Here is a 14,246-nt window from a genome sequence, read left to right on the forward strand (position 1 = left end):
TTCGCAGTGCCCAACCAGCTGACCTCTACCAAAAACTGGTCTCACGCTGAGGCAATCAGCGAGCGAGGGTCACGGGACGAGGACGATCTTTCCCGTGGTGCGGCCTGTCTCACCTCGGATGTGGGCCTCGGCAGCTTCGGCCAGTGGGAGAACAGCTGCGATCTCGGCGATGAGCCGCCCTGCCGCGGCGAGACCGGCGATGGCTTTCAGGCCGGCATAGTCAGGCTCGACCAGCATGAACCCGCAGCGGACGCCGTACTCCATTGCCACGTCGGCAGAAGGAGCATCGGCCGCTGCGGCCAGACTCACGAGGGTGCCGCCTCGGCGAAGCGTCCGGAGCGAACGAATGCTGTAATCTCCCCCGATCGTGTCGAGCACCGCGTCGACATCCGATACCGCGTCGGCGAAATCGACCTGGGTGTAGTCGATCACCTCGTCGGCGCCGAGTTTCTGAACAAAGAGATGCTTGTCCTGCCGAGCGGTTCCGATGACGTAGGCACCAAGTTCCTTCGCGATCTGTACGGCGAGATGCCCGACGCCACCGGCGGCCGCGTGGACAAGCACCCGTTGCCCCGGTCTCAGGCTCACCATCTCGGTCAGAGCCTGCCACACCGTCAGCCCGGCCATCGGCAGCGCAGCCGCATGGACATGGTCGATTCCCTCCGGTTTCCGGACGAAATGCCTCGCAGGCGCTACGACGTACTCTGCATACGCCCCAGCCTGGCGTGGGAAGTCAGGCATCCCGAACACCTCGTCGCCGGGCTCGAACAATGTCACCCCCAGCCCGACGGCCTCGACCACACCGGAGACGTCGTGGCCGAGAATCACAGGGTCGTCCCAGAGCCTCAAGCCGCCATGCGACCGGGCCTTCCAGTCTGTCGGGTTGACCCCGGCGGCATGCACACGCACCAGGATCTCCGTCGCCCCAGGGTTCAGCCGATCCGTCTCGATCTCTTCAAGAACCTCAGGTCCACCCCAGTCGCGCAGGCTGATCGCACGCATCCGCACACCGCCGGACTCCGATCGCATTCAAGTTCTCCGATGTCGTCGTGACGCCGGGACCACCCCGGACACTGTCCAGGGTCACCCGCCAGTCCTTCGCCAGGTAGTGGCTCGATGGACATCATGTGACAGAATCCGGCCATGCATCGCGTGGCAGTGCTCGCTTTGGAGGGAGTCATCCCCTTCGAGCTCGGAATCCCTGCTCGGATCTTCGGCAGCGCGGAAGGCGCCAACGGCAAGCCGTTGTACGAGGTGGTCACCTGCACACTGGACGGTCGGCCGGTCCGTACTGCTGCTGGGTTCTCCGTGACTGTCGAGCACGACTCATCGATACTCGCGACCGCCGCCACGGTGGTCATTCCTCCCTCTGCGTCACTGGGTTCGATTCGCGACCAGGGAGTTCTCCCCGAGCCGCTGGCTGCTGCCCTCGCGCTGATCGGGCCACGGACCCGGGTCGCCTCACTGTGCACGGCGGCGTACGTGCTGGCAGCCGGGGGCCTGCTTGACGGGCGCCGCGCCACCACGCACTGGCAAGAGATCGAGCACTTCCACCAGACCTTTCCTCGCGTCGACGTCGATCAGGATGTGCTCTTCATCGACGGTGGCGACATCCTGACGTCCGCCGGAGCTGCGGCGGGCGTGGACCTGTGCCTGCACCTGGTGCGCCTCGACCACGGAAGCGCAGTGGCCAGCCAGGTGGCGCGCAGTTGCGTGGTCCCACCCTGGCGCGATGGCGGCCAGGCGCAGTACGTCGACCGGCCGGTGCCAGAGGCAACGACAGCGAGCACCTCCGCGACACGGGCCTGGGCTCTGGATCGACTTGACCAAGCGTTATCCCTGGCGGAGCTGGCGGGCCACGCACGGATGAGCGTGCGCACATTCACGCGACGCTTCCGATCCGAGGTCGGCTTGACACCTGGCGAATGGCTGACCTTGCAGCGCGTCCAGCTTGCCCGCCAGCTGCTCGAGAGCAGCGACCTGCCGATCGATCACGTTGCCCAGCAGGCCGGCTTCAACACAGGCAACTCCCTGCGGCAACACCTGCGCGCCGCCATCGGCGTCTCCCCAGCGGCCTATCGGCGCACCTTTCGCGCTCAGGACCTGTCCGCATGACACCTTGCATGCCGTAGGCACCGATCTGTCACTCCGGATCGGCCTAGGGTGGACCGCGGGTAGCGTCGTCACCCGACGGGCTGCCGGGTTCCGTCAACCTGTCCGGAACTGCTGTGCTCCGGCGCAGCCAGCTCGCCATTGCCCGAGTAGAGGACGATGACGTTGATGATGGCCGCAGGGACCAGCAGGCAGAGAGCTACGACCAGCGTCCGTGGCGAGACATCGGCGCTTGAGTCGATGAGGTCCCAGCGACCGATCGCGATCACTGCGCCGATGCAAGCCAGGAGTGATGTCTCCAGTACGTTGAGGTGCTCGTTGGCGCGCACGTGAAACCCAGCGGCCATCAGACCGATGACGGCAAGACCGATGGCCGCCAGGGGGGTCAACCACGGCAGCGTTCCGGTCACCTTGGGCAGCACCAGACCCGCGGCGGCGAGAACCTCCGCGACACCGACGAGGATCACCTGGGCGCGGGGCAGGTCGGAGAACCCGGTCCAACGGTCGATGCCGCGGCCGAGGACCTTCGGGGCGCCACCCGCGAGGAAGAAGAGGGCGAGGAAACCTTGGGCGATCCAGAGAACGACGTTCAACGTTGTGTTCATGTTGCTGCTCCTTCGCGTACGGGAAGGTCTGGCGGTCGGCTCGTCGCTGCTTCCCTGCGGGAGCTTCCTTCCACTGCCCACCCTGATGCCGAAAATTCGCATGAGAGATAATATGAGAATCGTATCATCTGTTTTCAGCATCACCAAGCGCGCCTGAAGGTAGTGTTGATCCGCCGGCCGTTCCAACGCTGATTCCGACGAGAACCCGCGAAGCGACGTCATCGAGGGCGGGGCCAGCGCATTGCCTGGCACTGATATCGCCGGCGTGATGAGGGGCGGCGGCCGTCGTGGCGCCAGGTCCTGGCGCGGGTACCGGAGCTTGCCCGTGGTTAGCTGGGCCGAGTGCTGCGGTTACCGGCTGCGGATGAGTGGTGGCAGGCGACCGGCGCGCGACAAACGCGGCGTACAGCTCCTCCCGGCCGCCGTAAGCTCTGAAGGCCCGAAGTGGACCGAGACCTAGACTTCGGCCTCAGCGAGCGTGGCAGTGGCGGACTGGCCGGCAGTGGTAGTGCGTTGGAGGAAGCCGACGAGGAGTTCCAGGTCGCCCTCGGAGTAGTCCGCCAGGACGTCGTCCATCGTGCTGTTCATTCCCGAGTAGAGGTGGAACACCTCGGCATTGCGGTCGCGGAGTGCGCGCAAGGTCACGGCACGACGGTCAGTGGCCTCCGGGTCGCGTTCACGGGTGATCCAGCCGCCCCGCTGCAGGCGGTCGAGCACGCCCGTCATCGTCGCCGGATGCAGCCCCGCCCGTCTTGCCACGCTGCTCGGGCTCATCGGGCCGTACCGGCTGATGAGCTCAAAGCAGTCCAGGTCGACGTCCTTCAGCTCGAGGTGCGTGCCGACCTGGTGGTTGAGCAACGACAGTTCGTTGCTCAACTGGCGCAGCAAGTCCTTGATCTCGGTCGCCAGCCGCCGCCGGCGTCGCGCCACGCTGGAAGACCCCGGACTCATAAAATCTGCTCCTCGTGTCGTATGACATACGCACAATATCGTACTCAGGCCCCGAGGAGGCTACTCCGCATGGGAGCGGCGCATATGTCAAGGCAGAACAAGCAACGCCCTCCGGAAGAACTGCAAGATGGACGGCGGCGGCTACCACGACCACCACGCAAGGTGCAACGGCTCAGCCGCTCGCTGCGTCGTAGCTTGGATGATCGACAATCTCAGGATGGTGGCTCGTGGACGACATCGATGCGCAGCGGCCGTGGGACGCCCAGGACTTTACGCCGGCACCCGAACTTCCCATTTTGCCCTGGAGCCCAAAGTTTGAGGGCAGCGGCGGGAGCTCGTGGCGGTTGGTTTCGGTACTCGTCAGCTGGCCACTTGGGATTGTCTACCTGGCGGGCAGCACCATGCCATGGTGGCTGGGGCTGGGCACTTTCTTCTTGTGGCCTCTGTACGACGAGCTACGAGGTCCCTGCTGTCGCCTCACGGTGACGGCAGAAGGTTTCGAGATCCGTGGGGTGCTGCGTCAGCGTGCCTTTCCCTGGTCAGCGATCGAACGACTTCGGGTTCGGCGGTACGAAGTAAACGTTGATCTTGGCCGCTACGGCCGTGAAACCTGGCGGTTTGACGGTCAGAACGGGCGACCATCGGCCGTAGAGGTCGCCGCTGTGCTCGAACGGCTCCGGCTCGCGAGCCGAAGCACAGCAACACGTCGCCAGAGCACTCCGTCGTGGGGTGCTGCGGTGCTCTTGGCAGGCACCGCGGCGAGCATCTCTGCCGCAGTCGTCGGCCTCCTCGTCGGTCCGAGCTAATCGGCGCCGAACGGGGCCAACATGGGAATGCGTCACGTGCCAGACGACCTCCAACTTCGTGTTCAGGCCAAGGCTGGATGCTCCGGATCCTGACCCGACGAGATACCCCCGGCTCGAGCGGTCGCCGGACAAATCATCGGACACCCTCTGTGAGAACCCGAACCGAGCCGCAGCGATGACTTTCGCGGTGAGCTCGCCTCTGTATAGGTATGAGCTCATCACGCCAGTCACAGACCACGGCGGTGGTCACCGGAGCGGGCCGCGGCTTCGGATCGGCGATCGCCGCCGCGCTGATCGACCAAGGTCACCAGGTCGTCGGCGTGGCACGCACCGCCGACGCATTGGCGGACGTGCACCGACGATTGGGTGCGGCGTTCGTCCCGGTTGTCGCCGACGCGACCGACGCAGAGACCGCCCGCACCCTGATCGAGCAACACCAACCGACGTTGCTCGTGCTCAACGCGGGCGCGACGCCCGCCATCGGCCCAGTACACGAACAGTCCTGGGAATCGTTCAGCCGCAACTGGCAGGTCGACACCCAACACGCTTTCCATTGGATCCGCGCGGCACTGCGCCACCCGCTGACGCCAGGCAGCCTGGTGGTGGCGATATCCAGCGGGGCTGCCCTGCGCGGCTCACCGCTCAGCGGCGGATACTCGGGCGCAAAGGCGATGATCCGATTTCTCGCCGGATACGCCGCCGATGAATCCCGCCGCGCCCAGCTCGGCATCGGCTTCGCTACCGTGCTGCCGCAACTGACGCCTGCCACCGAACTCGGCGCCGCCGGGGTCGCCGCATACGCCCAGCGGCAGGGAATCGACACCGACACATTCGCGGCGGCACTGCAACCGCTTCTCACGCCGGCCATCGTCGGCACCGAGATCGCGCGGCTGTGCCAGGACACCTACAACCAGGACGAGCACCGGGAGTACCAGCTCACCGGCCACGGACTTCACGCGATGGCGTGAACAACCAGAAAGAGAAGGATATGTTGCTGGAAAACAAGAATGTCGTCGTCTACGGCGCGGGCGGCGCGGTCGGTAGTGCGGTGGCCCGCGGTTTCGCTCACGAAGGTGCCAGGGTGTTCCTGACCGCGCGAAATCTCGACGTCATCGACACGATCGCGAAGGAGATCTCCGCCGCGGGTGGAGCAGTCGAGACCGCCGTGGTCGACGCCCTGGACGAGAAATCCGTGACCGAGCACCTGGACGCCGTCGTCGCCGACGCCGACAGCATCGACGTGTCGTTCAACGCGATCGGAATCTCGCCCGTGGGATTGCAGGGAATACCGCTCATCGAACTGCCGGTCGAGAATTTCCTGCGCCCGATCACCACGTATGCCCAGGCTCATTTCATCACCGCGAAATCCGCCGCACGGCACATGATCGCCCGGCGGTCGGGGGTGATCATGATGCACACACCCGAACCGGCCCGCTTGCCGCTGCCCCTGGTGGGCGGCATGAGCGTCGGCTGGGCGGCGATGGAAGGCCTCAACCGCGCGCTGTCGGCCGAATGGGCCCAGCACGGTGTTCGCGCGATCTGCCTACGCACCACGGGCATGGTGGAGACACCGGTCATCGACGTCGTGTACGGGCTGCACGCCGACGCGCTGGGGATCACCAAGGAGCAGTTCATTGCGCTAGCGAGTGGTATGAGCCACCGCAAGCGCCCGACCACGCTGGCCGAACTCACGGCAGCGGCGGTGTTCCTCGCCTCCGACCGGGCATCCGCGATGACCGGCACCGTCGCCAACCTGACCGGCGGAATCATCGTCGACTGACCCGACTCGCCCCGACCGCCGTTTCGGCGGCCGGGGCATCCCTACAGAGGAGCAAGAATGAACGATCTACTCGCGAGCGCCGTCGCCGCGCACGGTGGCGTGGACCGGTGGAACCGGATCCAGACGATCGCTGTCGACGCCGCCATCACCGGGGCCTTCTGGCAGATCAAGGGACAAGGCGACGCGCTGACGAAGGTCCGCTTCGAGGTGGACACCACGCGGGAACGGCTGACCATGGACTTCGTCGGCCAGGACCGACGGTCGGTCTTCGAACCCGACCGGGTCGTCCTGCAACGACCGATCGGCACGGTGGTCGAGGCACGCGACGACCCGGAACGGTCGTTCGACGGCCACCAGTTCGAGACGCCGTGGGACGACCTGCATCTGGCGTACTTCACCGGGGAAGCACTGTGGACGTACCTGAATACGCCGTTCCTGTTCACCTGGCCGGGGTTCGTCTGCGAGGAGATCGCCCCGATTGAGGCCGACGGTGAAACATGGCGGCGGCTGAAGGTGACCTTCCCCGACCACATCAAGAGCCACACCCGCACGCAGGTGTTCTGCTTCGGCCCGGACGGGTTGCTGCGCCGCCACGACTTCACCATCGACATCGTCGGCCGGACGGTCGAGGCGCAGCTTTACGCCGCCGACTACCGCGACGTCGACGGCATCGTCATCCCCGCCACGCGACGGGCCTACGCCCCAATGGGCGACGACCAGATCGTCTTCGTCGCCATCGACATGGCTGACATCGACGTCCACTGATCCGAATTCCTTCTCACAAGGGACACCATGATGAACAACACCTACCGGGCCCGGGTCGTCACGCCGGCGGAACGGGAGGCCGCCCGCCTGCGCCTGTTGGCGAAGGAGCAGGAGCTGACCCGCGCACGGGACGCGTTGGCTGCTCAGCGCAGGCGGATGCCGTGGCTGAAGGTGGACTGGGAGGACTCCCCCGACGGATACCCCCAGGTGCCGCGATATTCGTGGCTGAAGCGACACGACGAATACGGCCCGACCGGGCGAGCCGCGCAATCCGCCACCACACAATCGGCGGATCATGCACACCATGACTGAAGCCAAAGCCGGCGACAAGGATTTCGGAAGGCTGAGCGAACCGTTCCGGCGTGAGCTGCTCGCCTACTGCTACCGCATGCTCGGCTCGGTCGACGAGGCCGAAGAGGTGGTGCAAGACGTCTACCTCGACGCCTGGCGTGCCTACGACGCGTTCGAGGGACGGTCGTCCCTGCGTACCTGGCTGTACCGAATCGCGACCCGGGCGTGTTTCAAGGCGCTGGAAAAAAGTAGACGCAGGCCTCTGCCCGCGGATCTCGGCGCCCCCCAGACAGACCCGGATGCGGCGCTCGGCGCACAAGCTCGGGAGGTGCCGTGGCTCCAGCCGATACCCGACTTCCTGTTCACCACCGCACCGGCCGATCCGGCGACGGTCGTGGTGGAACGACAGACTTTGCGGCTCGCGCTGGTGGGAGCGCTCCAGCAGCTACCGCCGCGACAGCGAGCCGTGCTGATTCTCCGCGACGTGCTGCAATGGCGTACCGCCGAGGTGGCGCAACTGCTGGAGATGACGACAGCGGCCGTCAACAGCGCGCTCCAGCGCGCCCGAGCCCAGGTTCCGCTCAGCCAAGACGACCTGACCGAACCCGCCGAGCCACGACAGCGGGCCCTGCTCGACCGATACGTCACCGCCTTCGAAACCGCGGACGTCGATCAACTCGTCGCGGTATTGACCGAGGACGCCAGATGGGAAATGCCGCCGATCGCGACCTGGTTCGAAGGCCGCGACACCATCCTCGCCTTCCTGGCCAAACAGATGCGAGTGATCGGACCGGCCGCACTGGTCCCTACCTCCGCCAACGGACAACCCGCCTTCGCGGTGTACGCCCGCGGCCGCGACGGCGCACACCACCCACATGCGCTGCACGTACTGACACTCACAACCGAGGGCGTCTGCCGGATCGTCGCGTTCCACGGCTCAGGGCTGTTTCCACTGTTCGGGCTCTGACACGGCCAACGGCATGTCTGAATCAGAAAACATCACCCAGGACAACGAGGAGCTTCACGCACAGCTGCGACTGTTCTGCCACCTCATGCTCGGTTCGGCCGACGCCGCCGACCGCGTCATGCGGCAGATCTACCATCGCGCACTCGATCACCAAGACGATCAACAACGTCGGCAATCAGAACGCGTCCGACTATTCAGTATCGCCGCCGACCTCTGCGGGGCCCGCGGTCATTCATCGCACGAGTAGGCTACGCGACGAACTCCAACGCCTGTGGGCCGGAGGGTCCGGCGAGCCCATCGTCGCGGGGGCTGGGGCCGGCCTGCTCCGGGCGCTCCCGGCGGCGCGCGGACCGGAACGCACGCTTGGCCCGCTCCAGCCGGTACGCCGTCTCCGCCTTGATCGACTCTGGCGTCAACGGTGTCCCGAACATGGTTTCATCTCCTGCGATCTGTGGCGCCCTCGTGGGCGGCCGCTCACCCCTTCTACGAACACCTTCGGCCGGATCCGACACCGCCTCCGGAACTCTTTCGAGGACTTCAGGAGCGGTCCTCCGCAACGGTCAGGACGGCCAGCGGTACTCGACGCACTCCGGCTTGACCGGGGGGCTCGGGACGTCAGACGCCGTTCGGCAGGGTGACCGCCATATAGGGGCAGGTGATCGGCGCCGCAGTCGGGTTCGGTCCGCTGTCGGTGTAGAGCAGAGCGCCGGCGGCGTCGTACCCGCGAACCAGGAAGTCGCCGCGGCCCGGGTCGTCGGCGTCGTACGGGCCCCAGTTCGTGCGGCCAACGGTCGGCGCGAACCAGAAACCGTCCTGCAGAAACGCCTCGATCGGCTGCTGCCCCTTCGGCTGGACCGTGATCTTGGCGACGGTCTTCGTGTAGACGCCTGCGTTGCGCGCGATCCGCATACTCGGCGCCCCGCTCAGGATCGAGTTCGGCGAGAACCTGATGCTGGGCTCGCTGATCACCCCACCTGCCGTGCGACTGCACAGCCAGTACGCCGGATGGCTCCTTTCGGGCATCGGGTGCCGGGCGATCGTCGGATAGGTCTGGTTGCCGAAGCCGATCAGCCAGGTGCTCACGACGTTCGGATCCTTCACACCGGTGAACTCGAACGCCTTGACCACCTTGTAGTCGGTGAACGGGTGCGGCAGGGACTTGCTGGTGATCCGGTTCGCCTCGGCCAGGCACTGGGTGCGCAGGCTGGCGGTCTCGTCGGCCGTCACCGCCCTCACCGTGGCTGGTCCGGAGGCAGGCGGCGCGGTGTCGGTCCGGAACGCCCGTACGCCGATCGCGAGGCCGGCGACCACCGCGAGCACCGCCGCGGCGGCTAGTGCCGGCGCCAGGATCCGGCGGGGTGGACGGGTCGGCTCGTTCTCGATGGCCGACAGCAGGTCGGCGCGCAGGCGCTCGTGCGTGCCGGGCGGCAGCGGCCGGTCGGGCCGGCGGGTGAGCAACTCGTTCATGACAGGTTCTCCAAGGAATCCGACGGTACGGCGACGCTGAGATCGCGGAGGCGCTTGCGAGCGCGGGCGAGCCGGGACTTCACGGTGCCGAGCGGTACGCCGAGCGCGACAGCCGCCGACTGTGCGTCGAGCCCGCTCCAGAAGCACAGCTCGACGATCTCCTGCTCGTGCCGCGGCAACTTCCGCAGCAGCTCCCGCAGCCGGTTCGCCTCCCGCTCGTCGTCGATCCGGGCAGCCACCGGTCGGCGTGATCCGGCTCGTCCGTCGCCGGCACCTGCCGGGTCAGGTTGAGCCCCCGGAACCTTCGCCGGCGCCGCTCGTTGCGCACCACGAAATCCGCCGTACGCAACAGCCACGGCAACGCCGAGTCGTGCACCAGTACGACGTCATCCCGCCGGCGCCACGCGTGCAGGAACACCAACGACGTCAGATCCTCGGCTTCACTCCAGGACCCGAGCCGCCGGAACACGAAGTTGTACACCGCCTTGGCGTGCCGATCGAACAGAACCCCGAATACCTCCGGTTCCCCGTCCACACCCCGCCGCCACAACTCCCCATCACTCACTGCCACCTCCAGATCGTCCCCCACTCACCTGATATGTGTCCCGACCCAGAAGTTGGGGTTCCGCGTTCGGTGTTGACGAGTACGACGGCGTTCGCCGGGCGGAGGTGGTCGGTGGCTTGGAGGGCGGCGACGTCCTGCGGTACCAGACAGCTCAACCTCCAGTCGGACAACCCACGGCCTTCAAAGCGGCCTTCGCCCGACCGCTGGTGCCGATTCGGTCAGCTGCTGGCAACGTACGGGATCGTTTGAGGACCTTCAGGCAGGATGCACAGGCGTGCGTCCGGACCCGCTGCTGCGAGAGACTCCGCGACGGTTGCCGTGATGTCAGCGGTTTGTTCCAGGTGGGCCGCACGCAGTTCGGAGTCGGTGAGGAAGCCGGTATGCATGACAACCCGGCTCGTCGCTTGGATTCGAGCCTGGATCTGCACCTGCCATTGGTCAGGAGCAGTGTCGGCGCTGCTGCCGATCTGATCGAGAAGCGCCTGGGGAGAGTCGGCCGAGACGAGGACCGAGCGGTAGGACCCGTGATCGGGGAAGCCGTCACGGCACTCCGCCGCGCAGACGATGGTGCCGCCGCGGCGAACGATCTGGTGTGCGGCCGACATCCCCTTGACGGACTGATAGAGGTTCTGGTCGAGGGGAAAACCGGAGTTGGTGGTGACTACCACGTCGAACGGTGCATCAACCGGCTGCATGGCGATTCGCTTGGCCGCGGCACAGGCGGTCGCATGCATCGGCAGCAGGTCACCGCCGAACGCCGCGACGATGTCCTTGTCACGATTGAGCACGACGTCCAGGGCAAAGGTGACACCGGTGGCGTCGGCGATCGCCCGAACATCGTCGTGCACCGGGTTTCCATGGGTCACCCCCCACGTCGCCCTCGGGTCGCCGATCCGGGCAGCGTCATGCAGCACGAGAACAGTGTCGAGACCAGCCAGTCCCGGCGCGACCAGCTTGGGCCCACCCGAGAAGCCGGCAAAGAAGTGCGGTTCGACGAAGCCGGTAGTGATCCTCACATCCGCATCCACCCACCTGCGGTTCAACCAGACCGGCACGCCGTCGCCATGAATCCCCAGCCAGGCCAACTGGTCCTGATCGCGTCCATCGTGATTGACGATCCGCACAGCGTCGACGACCTCGTCACCGAACATCCGGCGCAGTTCGGTGTCGCTGTTGCCACGATGAGTACCGGTCGCCACGAGCACCACCACGTCGTCGAGGTCGACGACGCCATCGAGTTCGGACAAGACAGCTGGAATCATCACCTGGCGCGGCTGAGGCCGAGTGCCATCGCACGCAGAGATCGCCACGGTCTGGCCACGTCGGACGCGCTCGCGCAACGGTGGTCCAGCCACGGGCTCACGCAGCGCACGGCGCAGGACTGCGGCCGGATCGGCGGCGGCCTTGTGATGAACCGGCTCCACCACGGTCGTGCGTGCCGAGTCCGCCTCGATGACCAGCCCGGACTCGCCGTACGCCAAACGCACCTTCATGATTCGGCTCTCCACGCGGCACTGAGCCGCTCGTACTCTTCGGTGGTCACGGGTAGGACGACGCCGTGACAGGGATCTTTCGGCAGCCGGTGGTCCTTGGACGCGATCCACTCGCCGCCGGCGAGGTCGGTCGTCTCGAAGGGAACGTAACGGCGTTCAGAGGTGAACTCGTCGATCCAGAGATACCACCTCTCCTCGATGTTCGACTTGTACACCAGCGGGCCCTCGCCCCGGCTGATGGTGCCCAGGCCGATACCTTCGGCCAGCGGCTTCCACTCGGCGCCCGTCAGCGAGGTCGAGGTCTCGGAGAAGATCGACTTGCCGTACGGCGCGTCGCCGCCGCGGCTGCGTTCGTCCTTCAGGAAGCGGTAGTAAACGCCCTCGTGCTGGATCACTGTGGTGTCGATCGTCTGCCATCCCCGGTCGATCCACACGCGCGGCTCGGAGAACTCGCGGAAGTCGCGGGTGGTGGCGTACATGATCCGGTTGTAGCTGTCACCCAAGTGTTCGGCGTCGTCGTAGAGCGTCGACGACCAGTGGACGAGGTAGGCGTCCTGCTGGGGGTCCCAGACCGCTTCCGGTGCCCAGGTGTTGCCGGCCTCGGGCGGTGCGACCTCGACGAGTCGGCCCTCGCCCCAGTTCACCAGATCCGTCGACTCCCAGACCATGATCGAGCGGCTGCCACGACGCTGGTGCCGGTCCCAGTCCAGGCCGGCGTAGAGACGCAGGTCGGTCGCAACCAGGTAGAACCGGTCGCCTTGCGGGGAGCGGACGATGTGCGGATCGCGGACACCGCATTCGCCCGAGGCGGAGTACAGGACCGGCTTGCCGCCGTTGAGGTCGTCGAAGTGCATCGGGTCGTTGCCGTCGCTCAAGGCGAAGTAGATCTGCTCACCATCGACTGATTCGCGCTTGAAGTGCGCATAGAGGTAGCCGTACATGCGCTCAGGCCGAGTGGAGGTCGATCGCAAGGCAGTTGGCGACGTTGAGCGGTGGGGTGTCAGGGAGGCGGACGACCAGGATGCCGTGGGCTTGTTCGTGAGGGACGGGGCCGTGGCCGAGCAGGCGGACGCCGGCCACCGTCTCATGGTCGGCGAGGCTGCGGATCACGGCGCGCCGGTCGGCCGGCCAGGCCAGCTGGAATGCGTAGAGGGTGTTGTCCCGACGGGTGAATCGGTAGTCGGCGCTCGTCCAGCTGACCCGGTCCTCGGTGAAACCCTTGATCACAACGGTTGACGGGCCCTCGCCGTACACGCGGAACGGTCTGGTGCCGTAGATACCTTCGCCGCAGACCCGCGTCCAGGCGCCGAGGTCGTCGAGGAGTTGTGAGCACTCGATGTCGATCGTGCCGTCCGGCAGCTGGGGCACGTTCAGCAAGAGGTTGCCGTTCTTCGACACGATGTCGACCAGCATCTCGATCACGTGGCCGGCGGTCTTGTAGACATCGCGGACGTTGTAGAACCAGTCGCCGACGGACGTGTCGGTCTGCCAGGGTGCGGGATGGATGCCGGGAGTCTGACTCCGTTCGATGTCCATCACTCCGACGGAACTCACCTCGGGCCGGCGATCCTTCTGCTGGTAGACAGCGCGGTTCGTCCCGTGGATCCGCACGCTGGTGTTGTAGAGGTGAGACACCGCTCGCAGACCGGGTGTGTAGCCGACCTCGCCGAACGGCAGCGGTCCGTCGGAGTACAGAAGATCCGGCTGGTAGCGGTCGATCATCTCGGTCACAGCATCGAGCCAGTGCTTGTGCCACTCGGGATCATTGCTGTACCACGGGTCCTGGACCTCGACATCCTGGGCCGGCAGGTGCCGGCTGTTGTCGAGATAGAAGTCTTGGTTGGCCGGATCGGTTCCGTCGTACGGTACGCCGGCGAACGGCCCGTGCTTGTCACTGCCCTTGTTGACCGCCGTCCAGCCGAGCGTGGCGCCGAGGTGCTCGGTGAATCCGAACGGCAGCCCGCGCTGGTCCGCGGCGGCCTTCCAGAGGCCCACGATGTCCTTGCCCGGCCCCATCTTCACCGAGTTCCAGCGGTTGACGATCGAGTCGTAGTTGAAGAAGTTGTCGTGGTGCACGGCCTGGGCCACGAAGTACCGGGCACCGGCAGCCACGAATCGATCCATCAGCTCGTCCGGATCGAACCGCTCCGCCTTCCACAGCCGTACGACGTCCTTGTAGCCGAACTGCGACGGGTGCCCGTACGTCCGCAGGTGGTAGCGGTACTGATCGGTGCCCTCCCGATACATGTTGCGCGCATACCAGTCGCCGTAGCGCGGGACCGACTGTGCTCCCCAGTGCGACCAGATGCCGAGCTTCGCGTCCCGGAACCAGTCAGGGCACTCGAACGTGGCCAGGGACTCGAAGGTTGGGTCGAACGGCACCGATCGCTCCTCGTGGGTGATGGGAGGGCGGACCGGCCGGAGTGCTCCGGCCGGTCCAGGAT

At 66.2% G+C, this 14,246-nt stretch carries 17 protein-coding genes and 1 pseudogene; 8 read left to right on the top strand and 10 right to left on the bottom strand.

Going from position 1 to position 14,246, the window contains the following annotated elements:
• Window positions 1-69 precede the first annotated feature (69 nt).
• Window positions 70-1,002, bottom strand: a complete 933-nt coding sequence (locus OG558_RS39975; RefSeq protein ID WP_405067674.1) for an NADP-dependent oxidoreductase — start codon at window positions 1,000-1,002, stop codon at window positions 70-72.
• Between the two features lie 141 nt (window positions 1,003-1,143).
• On the opposite strand from OG558_RS39975, the gene OG558_RS39980 reads away from it, so the two are divergent.
• Window positions 1,144-2,115 carry a GlxA family transcriptional regulator gene (locus tag OG558_RS39980; protein ID WP_405067675.1) on the top strand — a complete coding sequence of 324 codons (972 nt, stop codon included), beginning with the start codon at window positions 1,144-1,146 and terminating at the stop codon, window positions 2,113-2,115.
• Window positions 2,116-2,183: 68 nt separating this feature from the next.
• Here the strand turns inward: OG558_RS39980 and OG558_RS39985 are convergent, their stop codons facing one another.
• Both OG558_RS39985 and OG558_RS39990 read right to left on the bottom strand, forming a co-directional pair.
• Window positions 2,184-2,717, bottom strand: a complete 534-nt coding sequence (locus tag OG558_RS39985) for a DoxX family protein (RefSeq protein ID WP_405067676.1) — start codon at window positions 2,715-2,717, stop codon at window positions 2,184-2,186.
• A gap of 456 nt (window positions 2,718-3,173) precedes the next feature.
• On the bottom strand, window positions 3,174-3,668 hold the full coding sequence (locus OG558_RS39990) for a MarR family transcriptional regulator (protein ID WP_329479007.1): 495 nt from the start codon (window positions 3,666-3,668) through the stop codon (window positions 3,174-3,176).
• A gap of 401 nt (window positions 3,669-4,069) precedes the next feature.
• Here OG558_RS39990 and OG558_RS39995 point away from each other — a divergent pair, with 401 nt between their 5' ends.
• The 7 genes from OG558_RS39995 (at window position 4,070) to OG558_RS40025 (ending at window position 8,524) form a co-directional block, all read left to right on the top strand.
• The gene (locus OG558_RS39995) at window positions 4,070-4,474 is read left to right on the top strand and encodes a PH domain-containing protein (protein ID WP_405072278.1); all 405 of its coding nucleotides are present in this window, start codon (window positions 4,070-4,072) and stop codon (window positions 4,472-4,474) included.
• A gap of 242 nt (window positions 4,475-4,716) precedes the next feature.
• The gene (locus OG558_RS40000; protein WP_405067677.1) at window positions 4,717-5,442 is read left to right on the top strand and encodes an SDR family oxidoreductase; all 726 of its coding nucleotides are present in this window, start codon (window positions 4,717-4,719) and stop codon (window positions 5,440-5,442) included.
• Entirely contained in the window at window positions 5,439-6,254 is an 816-nt protein-coding gene (locus OG558_RS40005; protein WP_405067678.1) for an SDR family NAD(P)-dependent oxidoreductase, read from the top strand. Before OG558_RS40000 ends, OG558_RS40005 begins: the two co-directional genes overlap by 4 nt.
• Window positions 6,255-6,311: 57 nt before the next feature.
• Complete coding sequence (locus tag OG558_RS40010) at window positions 6,312-7,019, top strand: hypothetical protein (RefSeq protein ID WP_405067679.1); 708 nt, start codon at window positions 6,312-6,314, stop codon at window positions 7,017-7,019.
• Window positions 7,020-7,049: 30 nt separating this feature from the next.
• Window positions 7,050-7,331, top strand: coding sequence for a DUF899 family protein (locus OG558_RS40015; protein WP_405067680.1), 282 nt, complete (start codon window positions 7,050-7,052; stop codon window positions 7,329-7,331).
• Window positions 7,324-8,277: a sigma-70 family RNA polymerase sigma factor gene (locus tag OG558_RS40020; protein WP_405067681.1), complete on the top strand. Its 954-nt coding sequence runs from the start codon at window positions 7,324-7,326 to the stop codon at window positions 8,275-8,277. Before OG558_RS40015 ends, OG558_RS40020 begins: the two co-directional genes overlap by 8 nt.
• A 13-nt stretch (window positions 8,278-8,290) precedes the next feature.
• On the top strand, window positions 8,291-8,524 hold the full coding sequence (locus OG558_RS40025) for a hypothetical protein (RefSeq protein ID WP_405067682.1): 234 nt from the start codon (window positions 8,291-8,293) through the stop codon (window positions 8,522-8,524).
• Between the two features lies 1 nt (window position 8,525).
• Here the strand turns inward: OG558_RS40025 and OG558_RS40030 are convergent, their stop codons facing one another.
• The 7 genes and pseudogenes from OG558_RS40030 to OG558_RS40060 all read right to left on the bottom strand — a co-directional run bounded on the left by OG558_RS40030 (window position 8,526) and on the right by OG558_RS40060 (window position 14,184).
• Window positions 8,526-8,708 (bottom strand): hypothetical protein, encoded by a 183-nt coding sequence (locus tag OG558_RS40030; protein WP_405067683.1) that lies wholly within the window; start codon window positions 8,706-8,708, stop codon window positions 8,526-8,528.
• Between the two features lie 184 nt (window positions 8,709-8,892).
• Window positions 8,893-9,744: a hypothetical protein gene (locus OG558_RS40035; RefSeq protein WP_405067684.1), complete on the bottom strand. Its 852-nt coding sequence runs from the start codon at window positions 9,742-9,744 to the stop codon at window positions 8,893-8,895.
• Entirely contained in the window at window positions 9,741-9,983 is a 243-nt protein-coding gene (locus OG558_RS40040; protein ID WP_405067685.1) for an RNA polymerase sigma factor, read from the bottom strand. Before OG558_RS40040 ends, OG558_RS40035 begins: the two co-directional genes overlap by 4 nt.
• Before the next feature lie 122 nt (window positions 9,984-10,105).
• Window positions 10,106-10,333 (bottom strand): annotated as a pseudogene (locus tag OG558_RS40045) (sigma factor); the annotation flags it as partial.
• 194 nt (window positions 10,334-10,527) lie between these two features.
• On the bottom strand, window positions 10,528-11,790 hold the full coding sequence (larA, locus tag OG558_RS40050) for a nickel-dependent lactate racemase (protein WP_405067686.1): 1,263 nt from the start codon (window positions 11,788-11,790) through the stop codon (window positions 10,528-10,530).
• Window positions 11,791-11,798: 8 nt separating this feature from the next.
• Entirely contained in the window at window positions 11,799-12,743 is a 945-nt protein-coding gene (locus tag OG558_RS40055) for a glycoside hydrolase family 43 protein (protein WP_405067687.1), read from the bottom strand.
• 4 nt (window positions 12,744-12,747) lie between these two features.
• Window positions 12,748-14,184, bottom strand: a complete 1,437-nt coding sequence (locus tag OG558_RS40060; protein ID WP_405067688.1) for an alpha-L-fucosidase — start codon at window positions 14,182-14,184, stop codon at window positions 12,748-12,750.
• Window positions 14,185-14,246 lie beyond the last annotated feature (62 nt).

Source organism: Kribbella sp. NBC_01510 (assembly GCF_045040325.1).
Taxonomy (GTDB): domain Bacteria; phylum Actinomycetota; class Actinomycetes; order Propionibacteriales; family Kribbellaceae; genus Kribbella.

Coding starts and splice junctions, on each gene's coding strand:
- OG558_RS39975 (WP_405067674.1), bottom strand. CDS start 1,002: ATGCGTGCGATCAGCCTGCGCGACTGGGGTGGACCTGAGGTTCTTGAA.
- OG558_RS39980 (WP_405067675.1), top strand. CDS start 1,144: ATGCATCGCGTGGCAGTGCTCGCTTTGGAGGGAGTCATCCCCTTCGAG.
- OG558_RS39985 (WP_405067676.1), bottom strand. CDS start 2,717: ATGAACACAACGTTGAACGTCGTTCTCTGGATCGCCCAAGGTTTCCTC.
- OG558_RS39990 (WP_329479007.1), bottom strand. CDS start 3,668: ATGAGTCCGGGGTCTTCCAGCGTGGCGCGACGCCGGCGGCGGCTGGCG.
- OG558_RS39995 (WP_405072278.1), top strand. CDS start 4,070: ATGCCATGGTGGCTGGGGCTGGGCACTTTCTTCTTGTGGCCTCTGTAC.
- OG558_RS40010 (WP_405067679.1), top strand. CDS start 6,312: ATGAACGATCTACTCGCGAGCGCCGTCGCCGCGCACGGTGGCGTGGAC.
- OG558_RS40015 (WP_405067680.1), top strand. CDS start 7,050: ATGAACAACACCTACCGGGCCCGGGTCGTCACGCCGGCGGAACGGGAG.
- OG558_RS40020 (WP_405067681.1), top strand. CDS start 7,324: ATGACTGAAGCCAAAGCCGGCGACAAGGATTTCGGAAGGCTGAGCGAA.
- OG558_RS40025 (WP_405067682.1), top strand. CDS start 8,291: ATGTCTGAATCAGAAAACATCACCCAGGACAACGAGGAGCTTCACGCA.
- OG558_RS40030 (WP_405067683.1), bottom strand. CDS start 8,708: ATGTTCGGGACACCGTTGACGCCAGAGTCGATCAAGGCGGAGACGGCG.
- OG558_RS40035 (WP_405067684.1), bottom strand. CDS start 9,744: ATGAACGAGTTGCTCACCCGCCGGCCCGACCGGCCGCTGCCGCCCGGC.
- OG558_RS40055 (WP_405067687.1), bottom strand. CDS start 12,743: ATGTACGGCTACCTCTATGCGCACTTCAAGCGCGAATCAGTCGATGGT.